General features: G+C 41.9%; 12 protein-coding genes. 8 read left to right on the plus strand and 4 right to left on the minus strand.

The window, feature by feature from the left end; all coding sequences use genetic code 11:
- Positions 1-6: 6 nt before the first annotated feature.
- The gene (locus FQ083_RS07800) at positions 7-1,953 is read right to left on the minus strand and encodes a mechanosensitive ion channel family protein (protein WP_149409672.1); all 1,947 of its coding nucleotides are present in this window, start codon (positions 1,951-1,953) and stop codon (positions 7-9) included.
- A 377-nt stretch (positions 1,954-2,330) separates the two neighbouring features.
- On the opposite strand from FQ083_RS07800, the gene FQ083_RS07805 reads away from it, so the two are divergent.
- From FQ083_RS07805 to FQ083_RS07840, 8 genes are all read left to right on the plus strand, one after another.
- On the plus strand, positions 2,331-4,190 hold the full coding sequence (locus FQ083_RS07805; RefSeq protein ID WP_262881022.1) for a TonB-dependent receptor: 1,860 nt from the start codon (positions 2,331-2,333) through the stop codon (positions 4,188-4,190).
- A gap of 373 nt (positions 4,191-4,563) precedes the next feature.
- The gene (gene ahcY / locus FQ083_RS07810; RefSeq protein ID WP_149409454.1) at positions 4,564-5,988 is read left to right on the plus strand and encodes an adenosylhomocysteinase; all 1,425 of its coding nucleotides are present in this window, start codon (positions 4,564-4,566) and stop codon (positions 5,986-5,988) included.
- A gap of 13 nt (positions 5,989-6,001) precedes the next feature.
- Positions 6,002-6,850 (plus strand): methylenetetrahydrofolate reductase, encoded by an 849-nt coding sequence (locus tag FQ083_RS07815; RefSeq protein WP_149409455.1) that lies wholly within the window; start codon positions 6,002-6,004, stop codon positions 6,848-6,850.
- 173 nt (positions 6,851-7,023) lie between these two features.
- On the plus strand, positions 7,024-7,923 hold the full coding sequence (locus FQ083_RS07820) for a 16S rRNA (uracil(1498)-N(3))-methyltransferase (protein ID WP_149409456.1): 900 nt from the start codon (positions 7,024-7,026) through the stop codon (positions 7,921-7,923).
- 233 nt (positions 7,924-8,156) lie between these two features.
- Positions 8,157-9,881 carry a putative bifunctional diguanylate cyclase/phosphodiesterase gene (locus FQ083_RS07825; RefSeq protein WP_262881025.1) on the plus strand — a complete coding sequence of 575 codons (1,725 nt, stop codon included), beginning with the start codon at positions 8,157-8,159 and terminating at the stop codon, positions 9,879-9,881.
- 327 nt (positions 9,882-10,208) lie between these two features.
- A complete protein-coding gene (locus tag FQ083_RS07830; RefSeq protein WP_149409458.1) occupies positions 10,209-12,002 on the plus strand; it encodes an acyl-CoA dehydrogenase C-terminal domain-containing protein in 1,794 nt (597 codons plus the stop codon).
- A 290-nt stretch (positions 12,003-12,292) separates the two neighbouring features.
- Complete coding sequence (locus FQ083_RS07835) at positions 12,293-14,077, plus strand: acyl-CoA dehydrogenase C-terminal domain-containing protein (RefSeq protein ID WP_149409459.1); 1,785 nt, start codon at positions 12,293-12,295, stop codon at positions 14,075-14,077.
- Between the two features lie 367 nt (positions 14,078-14,444).
- Complete coding sequence (locus FQ083_RS07840) at positions 14,445-16,925, plus strand: site-specific recombinase (protein WP_149409460.1); 2,481 nt, start codon at positions 14,445-14,447, stop codon at positions 16,923-16,925.
- Positions 16,926-16,970: 45 nt separating this feature from the next.
- On the opposite strand, the gene FQ083_RS07845 is transcribed toward FQ083_RS07840, so the two are convergent.
- The 3 genes from FQ083_RS07845 to FQ083_RS07855 all read right to left on the minus strand — a co-directional run bounded on the left by FQ083_RS07845 (position 16,971) and on the right by FQ083_RS07855 (position 20,051).
- Positions 16,971-17,813 (minus strand): symmetrical bis(5'-nucleosyl)-tetraphosphatase, encoded by an 843-nt coding sequence (locus tag FQ083_RS07845; RefSeq protein WP_149409461.1) that lies wholly within the window; start codon positions 17,811-17,813, stop codon positions 16,971-16,973.
- 80 nt (positions 17,814-17,893) lie between these two features.
- Positions 17,894-18,757 (minus strand): 16S rRNA (adenine(1518)-N(6)/adenine(1519)-N(6))-dimethyltransferase RsmA, encoded by an 864-nt coding sequence (gene rsmA, locus FQ083_RS07850; protein ID WP_011513787.1) that lies wholly within the window; start codon positions 18,755-18,757, stop codon positions 17,894-17,896.
- 484 nt (positions 18,758-19,241) lie between these two features.
- Complete coding sequence (locus tag FQ083_RS07855; protein WP_149409462.1) at positions 19,242-20,051, minus strand: hypothetical protein; 810 nt, start codon at positions 20,049-20,051, stop codon at positions 19,242-19,244.
- Between the last annotated feature and the right edge of the window lie 141 nt (positions 20,052-20,192).

The raw sequence follows: 20,192 nt of genomic DNA on the forward strand, positions 1-20,192 counted from the left end.
AATGCTTCATACTTTAGGAAATCTAAAACTCTTTTTAACCTGCTTGAACTTTAGTTTTGCTAAATTATAACCACGATTTTTATGAATGCGTTTGTATCTATTGCCGATCATATCCTTTTTTAAGCCATCTTTGGGTTTATCTGCAGTCTGCTCATCATCAACAGCATTCACATCTTTGCTTAAATTAACGGCTTCAGGCTTATCATCAGCAGCATTTTTTTTATCAGCTTTCTTGTCAACCGTCTCGCCTTCTTTACTTTCATGATCTAATTCAGCCTGAAGCTCTGGTTGCTTAACAATCAGCTGCTGTGTTGGCAGGGCATGCTCTACATCATACTTTCTAACTTGCATTAATAGATCAACGAATAACACATCTTGTTTTTCATAGAATTCGATGATACCAGTGGCATTGATATAGGCTTGCAATTGAATAATATAACAATCTTGACGCAACTCTAAGATGTTGACTTGGTTCCATTCTTGATTGGTTAATTCATGCTCATCCAAAAACGTATCCAAGTGCTTGACCATCTTAAACACAACATCAATATCAGCGGTACGCTTGATATACAGCTGATGCAAAAAGCGGAACATATCACGCGAGGTAAAGTTTTCAATTTGCATCGATGAAAAATCGCCATTAGGTACTGTGACGATAGTGCGAGTCAAAGTACGCACGCGCGATGAGCGAATACCAATATCGATGACGGTGCCTTCATAGGTACCAAACTTACAATAATCACCGATACGTACGGGCGAATCTGCCACTACTACCACACTACCGACTAAGTTTTCGATGGTCTTTTGCGCACCTAATGCTAACGCTAAACCACCGACACCTAGTGCCGCAATACCCGTCGTTAAGTCAAAGCCCAAGTTACCAAAAGTGACGATGACTGCAAATATCAATAGCAGTGCTTTGACGACTTTGCGTAGTAGCCCCAAAATTGAGACCCGTTCAGTATAGTTTTTCTTATAGCTTAAGTTCACTGCACGGGTAAATAATGCATCGATAATGCGTAATAACAACCACGTTATCGCCACCCACGAAGCAATCTCAGCGAAACGGTTGACAGGCTCGCGCAGGGTCACTGACACGCCCGCATAAACCATCACCTCAGATAAAATCAGCGCCATAATCACCACCGCTAGCGGCAATATCACTTTATCTGGCAATGGTAGCGGCACATCACGGACACGAGGGTAAGTGATTTCTAATAAATGATACAGTAGCCATACTGCGATGTAGGTGAACAAAAAGCTACTAATAGTCATCATTAAAGCGGCTACCAAATCAGCCAACTGATAACCAAAAAGCTTTTTGCCTTCTAAAGAATCAATGGTATAACGAGAAACCAAAGTCGGCTCATAGTTCTCTATCGCCTCTGGTATTGAGCTGAGTGTATCGGTAGAAAACTGCCAATATTGCTCACCTTCTTTTGACACCACTCTTTCAAGTAATAGAGGAATGCTGGCATCACTGACTTTGATGACACCTACATTTTCTTGGCTTGGCGGTAGCTGATCGGTCAAATTGCCTTCTGGCGTATTATTAATCTGCAAATCAGCCTGAAAACGACCACCTGCATCGAGGGCTTGCTTGAACTGTCTTACAATGGTTGTGGGATTATCGGATTTAGATAGGTTTAAGTAATTACTCGCCAGCAAATAATCATTTTCACCCAATGCTGCAATAAATCCTTGCACCGTATGCCGAGGCGTATCGCGTCCGAATGAATCAGGTATCGATGTGCCATCCCCTTCCTCAGTCTTAGTCCCACCCACACCCAGTATGCTCGTCTCAGCTGCCAACGCACTAGGCTGCGAGAGGACACTAAGTGCCATAGCAACGAGTAGTGTTATCACGATTAATGGTAATTTCATCAATGACATCGATAAAGATGGCACGGCAGTGGTATTCAGACGATGTTTAATAAACAAAACAAACCTCATGGCTTTATGAATGGCATAACGAAAAACGGGGAAAATCTGATCTATAATAACAATTATGATGGTCAAAAATATCACTAGTGAACAAAAAAATGATAAATAGCTTGTCCCTTGCTTAAACCAATCAAAGATAGCTAATAGTGAATAATATTCATCCTATGATGAATAAACATTAGGTGAAAGTGGTTTATAAATGAGGTGCTTTTATAGATAATAACGCCATGTATTTTATTTATTACTTTTTGTAATTTTTAGCTGCTCAGATTTCACTTCTGTAACTTCTTTATTTGATTAATTTGGAATTCAACATGGTTTTATCACGTTCATCTTCAACCACTTATCTGCGGTTGTGTCTTTTAAGCGCATTTGGCGCATTTGCTATGAGCGCTAACGCCGCTGCTGATGTCAATATCATCAGTGATAGCGAGCTACCACAAGTTGAGCTTGATAAAATTGTAGTCACCGCCACTCGTACACCGACTAAAACCAGCAATGTCATTGCTCAGACTCGTGTCATTGATCAAGAAGAGCTACAACGTTATCGAGGTCAAAACGTCACTGATGTACTAAAAAATCAGCCTGGTATCAATATTACCCAAAGTGGCGGCATGGGTACAGCCAGTAATTTTTATATGCGCGGCTTTGATAGTAAGCAAGTATTGGTGCTTATCGATGGGATACGATATAGCTCTATCTCTTTAGGCAGTCCATCTCTGAACTTGTTATCCGCAGACCAAATTGATCGCATCGAAATTTTATACGGTGCCTCTGGTTCTAGTATTTATGGATCTGATGCCATGGGCGGGGTCATCCAAATATTTACCAAGGGCAATAATGTAGAACAATCCAATGTTTCTACGACCGTTGGTTATGGTAGTAACAATCACTACCAAGTCGGTATAACAGGTCAGCTTAAAAATGAAACCTCATCATTGAGCTTAGGTGTCAGTCGCAACGAAACGGACGGATTTAACGCAATTGCCAATAGCAGCTCGGCTGACTATAACGCGGACGATGATGGCTTTAAATCTACCAATGCCAGCTTGGCATTGCAACATAAGCTATCAGACTCGTTAAGCGCGGGAATAAGTGCATTGTATACCGACTCCACCACTGATATTGACTCGGCAGGAAACGCGTTTCCAAATGCCTATTCAGATCAAAAGAACGGCAGTGCAAATGCTTATCTTCAATACAAAACGCCTTTGACGGTCAGCAAACTTATCTATGGTCAAAGTATCGACAAATCCACTTCTCATGATGCCAACTCTATTAATTATCAAGAAGGCAGTCAGTACGATACCACGCAAGAGCAAGCACGTTTAGAGACCAGTATTAACGCGCAACCTGGTACTATAATTGTTGGCGCAGAATGGTTGTCACAAAAACTAGACGCCTCAGATGTTTTAGACTTTTCAGGTTATCCTGATCCTGCCGTGCAAACCCCTTATGACCCTGACGACAGAACGGTCAAAAGTGCCTTTGTTGGTTATCAATTGTCAGAGTCTTATTACGACCTGCAAGCAAACTATCGCATAGATGACAACTCGCAGTATGGTAAGGAGAGCACCTACAATTTAGGAGCAGCTATACGCCCGTTGGCTGGCATGCGAATTGGTGCCAACTATGCCACAGGTTTTCGTGCACCCACGTTTAATGACTTATACTGGCCTGGTTTTAGCAACCCCAACCTAAAGCCTGAAAGAACTGAGAACACGGAAGTATTCGTTGAATACGCTAATGAGGCTCAAACGTCACGATTGACAGGCTATTACACCGATGCAGAAGACCTGATCTCTAATGCGGCAAATATCAGTGAAGCGAAAATCAAAGGATTAAGTTTGACCTCAGACTGGAATATAAATGCCTTTACATTTGGTCTCGGTTATGACTACTTAGATGCGAAGGACAAAACTACAAATAGCGCCAGCTATAATCAACAGCTTGCCTACCGTCCTAAAAACAGCGGTATGATTTATGTTGGTTATCAACAACCTACTTTCGATGTTCGTCTTGAAGCCAAACATACGGATGATAGAAATACTGCCGAAAATAATAAACTGGATAGCTACACCTTGCTTAATTTAAGTGGCAGCGCCTATATTACGCCTAAACTTCGCGCTAACTTGCGTGTGGATAATATTACTGACGAGGATTATACCCTTGCCAGTCAATTCGGTAATGAATATGCCACAGAAGGCACTAGCTATTTCGGCTCTTTAACCTATAATTGGTTCTAGGGTGATTTAGAATCACACTGAACTGGTATCCATTTGAATGAGAAAAGGTCATCAATCGATGGCCTTTTTTTATGTTTATTTACTAAATTTTATGCGTACAAGAATGTAATTTAGAACTTAAGCACCCAGCATTTATATCAGCCAATAGGTGACAAATTATCTATCATCAATTACAATAACGACCTCCGAGAGGTGTTGCACCATATGAATTGATGGTTACGTTTACGCTCTATAAACAAACTAAGCTGATTAATTCGTCATGTTAGGCTCGGTAAACTGTCTGATACTGGTTATTCCAGTCTTTGACAGCATAACAACGGCACCTGCGTTATTATTCTTTTTATCATACCTTAACCACTGATAGGAGCATATTATGGACGCAGTGTCTAACACCCCATCTGCCCATACGATCAATCCCTCTTTCACTGACTATAAAGTCGCCGACATCAGCTTAGCTGATTACGGCCGCCGTGAAATCACCCTTGCCGAAGCTGAAATGCCTGCCCTTATGGGATTGCGTCGTCGCTACGAAGCTGATCAACCGCTTAAAGGCGCAAAAATCGCTGGCTGTATCCACATGACCATCCAAACTGCGGTCCTTATCGAGACACTAGTCGCGTTAGGTGCTGAAGTACGTTGGACCTCATGTAACATCTTCTCAACTCAAGACCATGCTGCCGCGGCGATTGCTGCTGCTGGTATCTCTGTTTATGCTTGGAAAGGCGAAACCGAAGAAGAGTACGAGTGGTGCTTACGTCAACAAATCCACCTTGGTGGTGAAGAATCAGGTCAGCTTTGGGATGCTAACTTAATCTTAGATGACGGCGGTGATTTGACCGCATTGATTCATAATGATTATGCTGAATTGCTGGATAATATTCATGGTATTTCAGAAGAAACTACAACAGGCGTGCATCGTTTGATTGAAATGCTAAATAAAGGTACGCTTAAAGTACCAGCGATCAACGTTAATGACGCGGTTACTAAGTCTAAAAATGACAACAAATACGGCTGCCGTCATAGCTTAAACGACGCTATCAAACGTGCAACTGACATGTTCCTTGCTGGTCGCCGTGCTTTAGTCATCGGTTATGGTGATGTTGGTAAAGGTTCTACGCAGAGCTTACGTCAAGAAGGTATGATTGTACGTGTGTCAGAAGTCGATCCTATCTGTGCCATGCAGGCTTGTATGGATGGCTTTGAAGTATTGTCACCTTATATCAACGGCGATAACACTGGCGGCGCAGAAAACATCAACACGCGTCTGTTAGAAGATACCGACATGATTGTTACCACGACTGGTAACTACCATGTGTGTGACAGACATATGCTAGCAGCCCTTAAGCCTGGTGCAGTCGTTTGTAACATCGGTCACTTTGATACTGAAATCGACACCCAATTCATGCGTGATAACTGGCGCTGGGTTGAGATTAAGCCACAAGTGCATCAAATCTTCCGTTCAGACGACGAAAATGATTACTTGATTTTGCTTGCTGAAGGTCGTTTGGTGAATTTGGGTAATGCTACTGGTCATCCATCACGCGTGATGGACGGCTCATTTGCTAACCAAGTATTGGCGCAAATGTATCTGTATGAAGAAAAATTTGCTGACTTGCCAGCTGATACACGTACTGAAAACTTATACGTCAAAGTGTTACCGAAAAAGCTAGACGAAGAAGTTGCCGCTGCGATGGTTGCTGGCTTTAATGGTACGCTAACCAAGTTGACTGAAAAACAAGCTGAGTATTTAGGCGTACCTGTTGAAGGTCCATTTAAGCCTGACGCTTATAAATACTAAAAGGAGCCAGACTGTGACTAAGCCTGCTTTCTCCTTTGAGTTTTTCCCAGCCAAAACCGAGCAAGGACACGAAAAGCTCCTCAGCACTTATGATGAGCTGAATAAGCTGTCACCTGCGTACTTTTCGGTGACCTATGGTGCTGGTGGTTCAACTCGTAGCCGCACTTTAGATATTGTCCAAGCCTTATGCGCGCGCGGTGAGACTGATATTGCACCGCATATGTCTTGTATTGGCGATGATAAAAGTGAAATTGCCGAGTTACTTGAGCATTACAAAAGCTTGGGCATCAAACGCTTGGTCGCATTACGTGGCGATTTGCCTTCGGGTCAAGTAGGCATGGGTGAGCTGCCGTTTGCATTAGATTTGGTCAAGTTCATCCGTGAGCATTCGGGCGATCATTTCCATATCGAAGTAGCCGCCTATCCTGAGATGCATCCACAAGCGCGTAGCTTTAAGCTTGATGTCGACAACTTGGTCAATAAATATCAAGCTGGCGCCAATGCTTCGATTACCCAGTTTTTCTACAATGCTGATAGCTACTTGTATCTGCGCGAGAGCTTAGAAAAACGCGGTATTGATACTGTAGCACAGCCATTGGTTGCTGGCATTATGCCCATCACCAACTCTAGCAATCTGATGCGTTTTGCTGACAGCTGTGGCGCCGATATCCCACGTTATGTGCGTAAGCAGTTGGCTGACTTTGGTGATGATAGTAAGGCGATTCGCGAGTTTGGCTTTGAAGTGGTCTACCGTTTATGCGAGCGTTTAATTAGCGAGGGCGTACCTGCCATGCATTTTTATAGCATGAATAAGGTTGAGCCAAACAAGCGCTTAGTCCAAGCCTTAGGCTTGATTGCTTAAATATTTACCGAATGTATTACTTAATGACTGGCGTTCCTAGGAGCGCCAGTCTTTTTTGGTATGGGAATTGCAGTTATGCGAATTCCATTATTGACAATCCCTTTACCCACTCAAATGATATTCTGCTAAGATATTGAAAAATATCATGACCCTCATTATAGGAATAAGTAATTTTGCGACGTTTCTTTTATGCCACTAATAGCAACATTAGTAATGACGTTACCAATGAAAAGGCTGCGACCTACCCTCAGCTTAGCACCTTGCCTATCGGTACCAGCGTCGAATTAACTGAAAGTATCGTCCATCATTGGTGCCGTGTATTACGAGCAACTATTGGTGACCAAGGTGTTTTGTTTGATGGCTTTGGCGGTGAATATCAGGTACAGCTACTGACCATCAGTAAAAAAAACGCGACTGTGACCCTGCTTTCTCACACAAATAATGATAATAGTGCACCAATATTTACCAAAATTGGGCTGGTAATGAGTCGTGGCGAACGGATGGATTATGCCATTCAAAAATCTACCGAACTTGGCGTCACTGCCATCCAATTGCTAAGCAGTCATCATGGTGAAGTCAATCTAAAACCTACCCAAATTGAAAAAAAACTGGCACATTGGCAGCAAGTTGCCATTGCCGCGTGTGAGCAATGCGGTCTTAACCGTCCACCGCTGATTATTGCGCCTATTCCCATTAACGATTGGCTTAAGCCTATCACAACGACCACGCCTGTGAAGATAGAAGCGACTATCAGCTCTATGGTTACCACCCTTAGTCAGGATGCTTATTATCAAGTATTACAACAACCCGCTGATTTGCGTCTACAGCTTAGTGTACCAGCGGCAGGACAACCTGCTATGCCTGATTCGCTACTGACTGTATTACAGCAACCAGTGCCTTATATTGAATTGTTGATTGGTCCTGAAGGTGGCCTAAGTACTGACGAATGCGCTCAAGCAGCAGACGTTGGTTTTGAGCCTTGGCAAATTGGCACAAGGGTGTTACGAACAGAAACTGCCCCAGTAGTCGCCTTGGCAACCTTGCAAGCGCTGTTGCCACGTGTCAATCCTTAGTAGCAGTACAAAGCGTCATATAGTCAGTTCACAATAAGAAATACAAATGAAATAGCGTTTTACTGAGACAAATTTCGCTTGCTGTGTACTATGCGTATGAGCACCACAGTCTTCAAAAATTTATCCTAGTAGCACTGTATCTTTTTAAACTGCACTAATTACATTAAAACAGCGCTAATTGCCAATACGAAAAGCTCTCTTTATCGATTTACCTCTATTTTATGAGTTCATTTATGACTGCTTTTACACCAATGCCACTGGCGGATAAACAGCAATTATTGGTCAAACTTTGTGAACAATATGAAGATGCTATCTTTATATTGGATGCAAATTTGTATTATTTATCGGTCAATGCAACTTATGAGCGCATGATCGGTTATACGGAAGATTTTTTACTTGGGCGTCCACTTGGTATATACGCGGCTGAATTTTTATCAGAAGAAGAAAGATCTATTCTAGTAGATATTGCTGAACACTTAGACAGTCAAGGTTTTTATGAAAACGACTTTTCAATGCCAAATCGCTACGGAGAGCTTCTAGATTGTTATATGACCTATCGAAAAATAAAAATAGGTCATACTACTTATTACGTTGGTATGGTTAGAGATATGTCTGCCGTGGTAAAAAATAAAAAACAAGTCGCACACTTGTTAAACTACGACCAATTAACTGAACTGCCTAACCGCAAAGTATTTTTGAGCCAAACTAGCGATTTGTTACTGGATAGCTATCAAGAAGTTATCATTGTACGTTTAAATATTGATCGCTATCGCAGCCTTGCAAGCTTACTAGGTCCCGATGGTATCAATAGCTTAATAAAAAAATTTGTGACACGCATCAAAGACCTGAAACTTGGTTGTTTGCGCTGTTTCTCTCATTTTGGCGGTGATGATTTTGCTTTACTGTTTGAGTGTAGTGATGCCAATATGGTGCGCCATCAACTAGATATTTTAATGCAAATGTGTGAGCGTCCTTTCTTTATTAGTGATAATGGAGCCACAAATACCAAGGTGTATTGTCATGTCTCTGTCGGGGTCAGTTACTATCCTGAAAATGATAATGAGTTTATTGGCTTATTAACCAAAGCTGAAAGAGCATTAAATTATGTCAAGCAGCAAGGTGGCGACGATGTCTGTTGGTATAACAAATCCCTTATTGAGCTCAATGCTGATCATTTGCAATTAGAATATGAGCTTAAAAGAGCCACTAACGAAGGTCAGTTTGTCGCCTATTATCAACCCAAATTCGCCCTAGATACAGGCGATATTTCAGGCTTTGAAGCTTTGGTACGCTGGCAGCATCCTATTCGCGGATTGCTGCAACCTATTGATTTTATTGATGCTATTATCTCTCACAAGTTATCGCTTGAGTTGTTCTCTCAAGTGGCAACCCAAATCGCTGAGCAGCTAAAAATTTGGCAAAGTTTGGGCTTTGACCAACATATCTGTATCAATGCCGATGCCGCTGAATTCAGCAATCCAGAATTTTTTGATGTGGTCAGTAATTTACTGGCACAGCATCAAATTGCAGCGCACCAGTTACATATTGAGGTGACAGAATCTTCTTTGATGAAGCGCCACTCTAATGTTAAAGAACAGCTAAATTCGTTAAAAGCGCTAGGGGTTTGCTTGGCTTTAGATGACTTTGGTACCGGCTATGCTTCTTTGAGTTATCTGCAAGAATATCCCTTTGACTTCATTAAAATCGATAAAAGTTTCATCTCTAAGATTACCGCAGACAAAACTCAACGTGCCATTGTTAACGCTATTTTGGCATTAGCAGAAGCACTGGATATGCAGGTCATCGCAGAAGGTATCGAAAATGAGCAACAGCGCGATTTGCTCTTAGCGATGGGTTGCCAGTATGGTCAAGGCTATTGGTTTGGCAAACCTATGTCTGCTGAAGTTACAACCAACATGTTAATGCAACAACATTTGTCCAAAAATAACAATGACTAGAGAGCGAGTATAAAACATCCTCATATCGTTCCTCTACCATATCGATAAACGTGCTTAGCGTGTAGGCTATATTGTACATAGGATGCAAGATAGGTTGATGACTTATCAGTATTGTCTCCAAACTTGTATATTTTCCAGTGAACGCCTATCTTTTACCAAGAATTTACAGATACGGTCTTAATTCTTTTCTCAATGTTATTTCATATGATCGGTATCGTTGTTTGTTAATAATGCAGACACACTCCATGCCAGCAAGATACTAGCAACTCAGACTTACAACAGTCATCCCATCGCTGTCGGTCATACACCAAAAAAGGACAGGAAGTTATGCAATACAAAGCACCCTTACGTGATATCCAATTCGTGATGCATGAGTTACTTGACAGCGAAAGCCATTATAAAACCTTACCAGCGTTCCAAGAAGCAGATCGTGAGCTAATGGACAGTCTGTTTGAGATGGCCGCAAGCTTTGCTGAAAATGAGCTATCACCATTGAATCAAAGTGGTGATGCGGAAGGCTGCCAGTTTGACAATGGTCAAGTCACCACGCCAAAGGGTTTTAAAGAAGCATACAAAGCGTATTGTGAGCTTGGCTTCCCAGCCTTATCTGCTGAAGAAGACTTCGGCGGTCAAAACATGCCGTTTTCATTATCGACAGTCATTAATGAAATGGTTGGTACGGCTAACTGGTCATTCTCTATGTACCCTGGTTTATCTCATGGTGCCATTCAAACCATCGAGCATCACGGTACAGACGAGCAAAAACAAACCTACCTAGAAAAAATGGTCAGCGGCGAATGGTCAGGCACCATGTGCTTGACTGAAGCACATGCAGGTTCTGATTTAGGTATTATCCGTACCAAAGCCGAGCCTAAAGAAGATGGCAGCTATAGCATCACTGGTCAAAAAATCTTTATTTCAGCTGGTGAGCATGACTTAACGGATAATATCATTCACATTGTATTGGCTCGTCTACCAGGCGCGCCTGCTGGTACAAAAGGCATCTCACTGTTTATCGTTCCTAAGGTAACGGTCAACGAAGATGGCAGCCTAGGTGAAAACAATAACGTCGTTTGTGGCTCTATCGAACACAAAATGGGTATCAAAGCTTCAGCCACTTGCGTGATGAATTTTGATGGCGCAACAGGTTATCTAATTGGCCCAGAAAACCGTGGTCTACAGTGCATGTTTACCTTTATGAACGTGGCGCGTATTGGTACCGCAGTTCAAGGTTTGACAGCAGCAGAATATGCGTTCCAAGGCTCATTAACTTATGCCAAAGATCGTCTATCGATGCGTTCATTATCTGGTGTTAAAGCCCCTGAAAAAGTAGCTGACCCTATCATTGTACATCCAGCGGTTCGTAACATGCTGTTGACTGAAAAAGCCTTTGCTGAAGGTGGCCGTGCTTTAGTCTATTACCTCTCACATTTTGCTGATACTGTCGCAAAAGGCGAAGGCGATGCGCTCAAATTTGCTGACCAAATGTTGTCATTATTGACGCCTATTGCTAAAGCATTTTTGACAGAAACTGGTCTAGAAGCAGCCAACCATGGCGTACAGGTTTATGGTGGTCATGGCTTTATCAGCGAATGGGGCATGGAGCAAAACGTGCGTGATACGCGCATTGCTTGCTTATACGAAGGTACCACTGAAATCCAAGCACTCGATCTACTAGGTCGTAAAGTATTGGGTTCACAAGGCAAACTGCTTGCAAACTTCGTCAAAATCATCCAGACATTCTGTGAAGAAAACAAAGAAAACGATGAGATGGGTCAGTTTATTCGCCCACTTGCCAAACATCTAAAAGAATGGGGTGATTTGACTGCACGCATCGGTATGCAAGCCACTGAAAACCCAGATGCAGTTGGCGGCGCTGCGGTCGATTATATGTATTTTAGCGGCTATGTGACGCTAGCCTACTTATGGGCACGCATGGCATTAGTGGCACAAACTGAACTTGCTAACGGTAGTAGCGAACAAGCATTCTACAATGCGAAAGTCAAAACTGCGCAGTTCTACTTTGCCAAACTGTTGCCACGTACCACCACTCACGTACAGCGTATCAGCACTGGTGTTGAGCCGTATATGAGCATGGATGTTGATCAATTTGCGTTTTAATTAACGCCAAAAAATATTGATCGATCATTTTTGTAGCGCTAAATAATGTATTTTCTATCGGCAACATACCAAGGTGTGTTGCCGATTTTATTTACTACCACTTAAAATCTGTCATAGTCATTTTTTAAGTAAAATAATCCATACTTTTGGTGTACGCATAATTCACGAACAAATACACCCGTGCGCAAGCTAATTTGCTAAACTTTAATAATGAATATTAAGCCCAACTCAAAAGATCTCTTATAAATTTGTTCAACTCACTTTTATTTATTTGAACCAAAGGAATGTTTATGGCTGTTTATAATGCCCCTCTTAACGACATGCGCTTTATTTTAACTGACGTTTTTAAAGCCCATGAATTTTGGCAAAATAACGAAAACCTTGCTCATGTTGACATGGAAACCGTCGATATGATTTTGGAAGAAATGGCAAAACTGTCAAAAAACGTGTTATTGCCTATCAACCGTAGCGGTGATGAAGAAGGCGCAACCTTTGAAGGTAATGGCGTTGTGACCACCCCGACTGGTTTTAAAGAGGCTTATAAGCAGTATGCAGAATCAGGTTGGGTTGGCTTAAGCGGTAACTCTGAATACGGTGGTCAAGGTTTTCCAAAAATGGTCACCATGCTGACTGAAGAGATGGTCTTCACGGCCAACCAGTCATTTGCCCTTTATCCAAACCTAACTGTTGGCGCGACACTGTGCCTAAACGCGGCTGCCTCTGAAGAGCAAAAGCAAACTTACTTAGAGAAAATGTACAACGGCGAATGGGCTGGCACCATGTGCTTGACAGAGCCACATGCTGGTACTGACTTGGGTATCATCAAAACCAAAGCTATCCCTAATGATGATGGCAGCTATGATATCTCTGGTACCAAAATCTTTATCACTGGCGGTGAGCATGACCTAACTGACAATATCATTCATCTGGTACTGGCAAAAACACCGAATGCACCAGAAGGCTCAAAAGGTATCTCACTATTTGTCGTACCGAAATTCTTGGTCAATGAAGATGGCAGCTTAGGCGAGCGCAATACCCTAGCAGTCGGCTCTATCGAGCATAAAATGGGTATCAAAGCCTCTGCCACTTGTGTGATGAACTTTGATAGCGCCAAAGGCTGGATGGTTGGTGCAGAAAATACTGGTCTGTCATCAATGTTCATTATGATGAACTATGAGCGTGTCACCATGGGTCTACAAGGGCTTGGCGGTTCTGAGCTTGCTTATCAAAATGCGGCGTTATATGCCAATGACCGTGGTCAAGGTCGTAGCGATACCCAACTGCAAAGCCCAGAAAAACCAGCGGATGCCATCATTCATCATGCCGATGTACGCCGTATGCTATTAAATGCCAAAGCCAACACTGAAGCGTCACGTTGCTTTGCGATGTACGTTGCCAAAAACCTTGATGAAGAGAAGTTTAGTACTGATCCACAGGCCGCTCAAGCTGCTGCCGCACGTGTTGCACTATTGACGCCCGTGGCTAAAGCATTCTTGACCGACAAAGCACTAGAAGCCACCATTGATTGTCAGCAAGTATTTGGCGGTCATGGCTATATACGCGAATGGGGTATGGAGCAAATCGTTCGTGATACGCGTATCGCCCAGATTTATGAAGGTACCAATGGTATTCAAGCACTTGATTTACTAGGTCGTAAAGTGGCGAAAAATAACGGCAAATACGTTACCCATTTCTTAGGTGAAATTCGTGATTTCGTCAATAATATGCAAGCAGAGCACGGTATCAAGCAAGCGACGCTAGATGCTGCTGATACAATTGAAGCACTAACCACAACGGTGCTCAATAATATTGGTGAGCGTAAGAATGAAATTAACGGTTGTGCGGTTGATTATATGCATGCCTTTGGTTACCTAGCCTACTCGTATATGTTTGCGTTGATGGTTGAGGCGGCCAATGGCAAAGAAGGTGATTTTTACACCAATAAAGCCAAGCTTGCTGATTATTTCGTTGGTCGTATCTTGCCACGTATCGATGCCCATGCTCAGATGGTTGAAGCTGGTAGTGATCCGATGATGAACTTTGACCTGAATTACTTTGACGTACCTGCTAGCTAATTGGTTACTTTTATAATAAAGTAAGCCCTGCCGCACTATGATTAAGGGGACAGTCACGCTACTGTCCCTTTTTTTGCCAAAAATATCTTCATAAAATTGACACAATAATCATCAAAATACCTGCTAACAAAATAGTTGACTATTGATGAGCCGTTACGATTAAAATAACGCAAAACCAAATGCCTTAAACTTAATAGAAATATACTAAAACTTATAAATGAGGGCGTAGTAAATTAACAAGCGGTAAATTAATAAAGATATGTATCGCAACAGTGATAATTACAGCCAGTCACTAAAAGAAGAAGATGTCTTATTTCACATACTACATAATAACGATGATTGAAATAACTACCATAAGGGATACGATGTGTCAGAGATAAAACACATTTTACAACAGATTACTGCCTTAAGTGATGTACCAGATCCCGCGGTACTTAAGCGCTTAATCGATGAGCTACGAGTAAGTGATAAAGAGCCTACTTTAGCCAATCAGAATATTCAAAATCTTATTGAAGTTTTACGTCAGCATCCAGAATATGGCGATGGGCTGTCGAGTTTTGTCTTAAAACTTATTATCGAATACCGCCAGATCGCTCTTTATACCGACACTGGCATTATGTCAGATCAGGGTTTCTTTTACAGTTTGCGCCGTTTGATTGGTCATCGTTTTTTGCCACTACTGCCACAAGAAGATTCTGTCGTAGAATTGGTCGGTTATTTATTTGATAAACGCTCTGATGAGCGCTGGCTTGCCCATATCGAAAAAGAAAAATGGGATGAGCTGGTCGGGCTACTCAAAGTCCATGAGCAGCATCTAAACTTAGTCGCGACGGCAAAAAACAGTATTTTAAACGCGATTATCATTTTATCGTATCGTATCAGCGGTATTGGCTTGCATCCAGATTTGATGGAATCTTACCCGCAAATGCTGAATTATTCAGCGTCGTTTGTGGCACAAAATCAAGAAGCAGTCTTGTACGTCAATCAGTACCGAGAAGCACATGAGCTCGACACCTTAACCGACATTATTCCTGAAAAAGCCGTGGATCCAGCGCCTCTATTGGTCATGATTGAGCAATGCGAAGACATCGTTGCCACCATACGCAAGCGCATTTACAAAACCGGTATCTCTATTCGCCTAACCAACATGATGCTACGATTAGATCAAAGCTTACAGCGCATGCGCATATTGACTGAGCTGGTAGCAAACAACTACGATAAGCGCGATCGGGCAATAATTGAGTTGATTCAAGCGCTGATTACGACTGCCAGTCATCGTTATAGTATTGGCTATTTGATTGACAATAATACTAAGCTGCTATCGCGAAAAGTCACTGAAAACGCCAGCCGCGTTGGCGAACACTATATTAGTACTGATAAATCCGGTTATCAGAAGATGTTTAAAAAAGCCTCTATCGGTGGCTTTATCATTGCTTTTATGGCGACGACTAAGATATTGGCATACCACTTGGCTCTCGCACCAATGGGTCGCGCCTTTGTCAATAGTATGATTTATGGTTTGGGCTTTGTTTTCATCCATATTGTCCATGGTACAGTCGCTACCAAACAGCCTGCCATGACAGCGGCAGCTATCGCCTCAACCATATCAGACAGCTCGGGTAAAAAGTCCCATCAGTTAAATAAGCTGTCTGAATTGGTGGTCGATATTTTACGCACCCAGTTCATTGCCATCATGGGTAATATTATGATGGCTATACCAGTCGCCTTGATCATCTCTTTTGCTTGGTTGCAATATACTGGCGCGCCGATGATTGATACCGATAAGGCGGCTCACCTACTTCATGATCTCGACCCTTTTCGCTCACTAGCTTTGCCACATGCTGCTATTGCTGGGGTGTATTTATTCTTATCGGGTCTGATTGCTGGCTATTATGATAATTTGGCGGTCTACAACCAGATAGGCGCCCGTATTCAGCGTCATAAGCTATTACAGTATTTATTACCCAAAGCATGGCTACAACGTTTAGGCGGCTTTATAGAAGCCAATCTTGGTGCCATCATGGGCAACTTTATCTTTGGGGTTTTCCTAGGAAGTACTGCAACGATTGGTTTCTTATTTGGCTTACCAATTGATATTCGCCATATTGCCTTTGCTTCAGCGAACTTGGCTCATGGCTTATTTAATATGTCGTCCAATCAGCTAGAGTGGCAAGTGGTGCTGCTTTCTGTCTTTGGCGTCTTACTTATCGGTATGGTCAACTTGATCGTCAGTTTCTCACTGGCACTTCTTGTCGCTTTACGCTCAAAAGAGGTGAAATTCGTTGATTGGAGTCGCTTAACTAAGCAACTCTTCAGCCACTTAATGACGCATCCTTCTGACTTTTTCTGGCCACGCGACAAACCGATGAAGTATGCACGTATTGATAGCCAAGGTCAGATGATTTTCGATGATACCGCATCACAAAATAGCAATCAGCCACTTCCTAAAAACTATGTGGTAAGGCGCTTATCTGATGTCAAAGTGCTCCCAAAAGCCTTGCAGAAGAAAATAGAAGGACAGCAGGCGGTCACTGATATACATTATACTAATCCATCAGCAGAGCATCAGCTGAGTCCTGAACTAAACAACCGCGAAGCTCATATTACCGTCAATAAACCAGCCATGAATAAAACCATTGAGCTTGATGATGGTCTGACAGAGGAAGCACTTAGCAGCGTCCCTTATAGTCAGGATATTCAATATGGTAAAACGCATGCTGCGTTTGATGAGAATAATCAGACGGTATCTGATGCGATTAGTCAAGACAGCACTGCTGATAACAAAGTTGCAGGCGACGCCAAAACGCCACTACCTAAACCAAAAAAGCCACCAAATCTACCCAGTTAATGGGTTAATTTGATGGCTTGATTGGTTTTTGGAATCACTAAAAAATTAAGAAGATATAGGCAAGCACTGCGCACTTGACGTGATGGTCTTGCCATCACTTAAGCGATAAGCTAGCAAATGATTGCCCCAAACACAGCCACCATCTAGTGCACGAGCATAAGGCAGATCAATCTCACCTTTGAGTGCGGCCCAATGCCCAAATAATACCTTACGCGTGCGCGGCACTTGCCATTCAAACCAAGGCAAAAAATCCTCTGGCATGCGCTCATCTAGCCCTGAGGTAAAGCTAAATTCAAGCAGCCCATCCTGCTGACATAAGCGCATGCGAGTAAAATAATTGGCAATCGCTCGCATTTTCGTAAATCCATGAATGTCTGCATGCCAATTATCTGCCGTCTTGCTATAGAGATTTGGCAACAATCTATCAAGCTGTTTCAAATGACTGCGCAACTGCGACTCTAACTGATGTGCATATTTTTCGGCGTCTTCAATACTCCAATGCGGCGGAATACCGGCATGCACCAGCACCGTATGCTTATCAGGATAAACCAATAATGGCTGATGACGTAGCCACTCTAGCAACTCATCACAATCATCGGCTGCAAAAATCGGTGCCGTTTTGTCTTTTTTCTTAATTTTCGTCGCCCCACGCCATACGGCTAGCAAATTGATATCATGATTGCCAAGTACGGTCGCGGCTGCCCCTTGCTCACACAAATCTTTGACATGACGCAAGGTATTTAAAGAGTCCTCGCCACGTGCCACTAAGTCGCCTGCAAACCATAATTTATCTTGTTCTGGATCAAAATCCAATGTTTCAAGTAACTGAAGATACGCAGCATAGCAGCCTTGCAAATCACCGATGACATACTGATGACGATAACTCATAAGCTCTCAATCTTTCTTGTGGATATTGTAGATACTACTTAGCAATCAATTATATCTGCGGTATGAATAGCACTGATAAATCAGCCTTCTACTTTACGCGCTTGATTGCTCAAATTGACAAAATCTTTCACGCTTAAGGTTTCAGGACGGGCTTGTGGATCAATGGCGCAAGCTGCAAAATCGTCTTCGCTCAACGTCGGCAATAACGTTGATTTTTTGAATATAGCGCGCAACGTTTTACGGCGATGATTAAAGGTTTCGCGCACTACCAATGCAAAATATTCTTCATCTTCTGCCACGACTGGCTTAATAATGTGCGGCGTCAGACGAAATACGGCACTGGTCACTTTTGGCGGCGGATTAAAAGCACCACGTGGTACGGTGAGCAAATAATCCGTATGGCAGTGATACTGCATAATGACCGATAGGCGACCATAGGTTTTGCTACCGACATCAGCGGTGATACGTTCAACCACTTCTTTTTGCAGCATAAAGTGCATATCTTCAATCACATCGGCATAGCTGAGTAAGTGAAAGAGTATGGGCGTTGAGATGTTATACGGTAGATTACCCACCACGCGTAATTTGCCGCGCTCATCGCTATAAAGCTCCCGATAATCCACATGCATGGCATTGTTTTTAATAATCTCAAAATTTGGATGACTATTAGCCCCAATACGGATACGCAAGCTATCTGCCAAATCACGATCTAGCTCGACCACGGTCATCGCATCTACTTCAGCTAATAACGGTTCAGTTAATGCGCCCATCCCTGGCCCAATCTCAATCAAATTGTCATCACGCTCTAAGCGAATGCTCTCAACAATCTCACGGATAACACTACGGTCATGTAAGAAGTTTTGACCAAAGCGTTTACGCGGTTGGTGTTTGGCAGCACGTAGGCTGTTGGTAATAGATTGAGCATCAAATGTAGTTTTTGACATAAAAAATTCTTAATGGGTAAAAGATAAATGGGCTATAGCGCTATGGCAGCAATGTGCTGATTATATATCAATGAATTATAACACAGCTCATAAATGCACTGTCTTTTTGAGATATTTTATCGATAAACCACTCATACCTTAGCGCAATCGACACAGTGCCTTATTTTGTTCTGAAATCGTTTATTATAACGACTATTATGGGAATAAGCATGGTTCCCTAGTGAGGACTTGAACCTCCGGCTGTAAGCTGATGATATCAGCGGTTTGATTACTTGAAATATTCGGAGTGTACTTCATGATGTGCTTGCTACGAAAGTGGTAGCAAAAAACAAAGAAGCCAGCTCATAGTAAGCTGACTTTTGGGTAAAACAATTGCCCGATAAACCCTCATTATGAAAATTTATTTATGGCGTATTTAGTTGATGGTAATTAAGCTTCAACAATTACTTAACCATTGATAAAGTCCTCTACTCTTATTATATGACTACTTCATTATTTCGTTTATTTTTAGGTGTTTATTGATGTAGCTCAGAACATCACTAACACTTTGGTCTAAACTTTCACGAGAAGAATTATATTCGTTCCAAATCCAAGTTGGATCAAATTTAACAGTCTGATCAATTGTTGTATATTGAGTGGGCATTTTTTTCGCAGCTTCAGTAAGAACGTCACCTATAAGAGTTAAATTACTTCTGTTTATCTCTATTATTTTATGGATTTTCTCTACTAACTCCTTTGGAAGTAAAGGAGACGAAGCTAGATTAGAAAGCTCTTCTGTGGCATCGTTATACTTTTTAGTATAATTTATCTCCACTTGCTCATATTCATGCCATTTTGCTAATTTCAAGGCAGGCTCTACTGGATTGCGATCACTTATGCGAGGTACTTCCTCCACGTCCTCACCAACAGATATATGCCTGAAATTTTTTAAAAAGTTCTCTTTACTCATAATTGTTCCATAAGCAGCAGATTCTAGTTTCTGACTAAACTCCTCTGATAGTTGAACTTGATCTTTAAAAAAGCAGTCGATGTAATTCAAGTGCATTTTACAAGCGTTTATATTGAATACTTCTTGAATACCTGTTTCTTCATCAAATTGTTTTTGATTCTTATAATTAAATGCCTCTAGGATTTTCTTAAATTCCTCTATCTGCAACTTGAATATCTCAGTTTTTATTGGGGAGAATAGTGTTTTACGAGCTTGTAGATAAGACAATATCCCAATTGTACTTACAACTAAAAAGAAGCCAATATTAAAAATATTTTTCCATTCTTCTAATCCCAGATTTCTCATACCTCTCCTTAGTCAATATAAATTATCAATAAGATATAACTGCACAATAAGTAGTGAGTATTAGTTAGCTAACATTAAGTAGAGCCTATTTGGCAATTTATAAATAGGTATTGCTCAAACTAAAATTACCCAATACTGCGT

The sequence above is a fragment of the Psychrobacter sp. ANT_H59 genome (assembly GCF_008369225.1).
GTDB classification, from domain to species: Bacteria; Pseudomonadota; Gammaproteobacteria; order Pseudomonadales; family Moraxellaceae; genus Psychrobacter; species Psychrobacter cryohalolentis.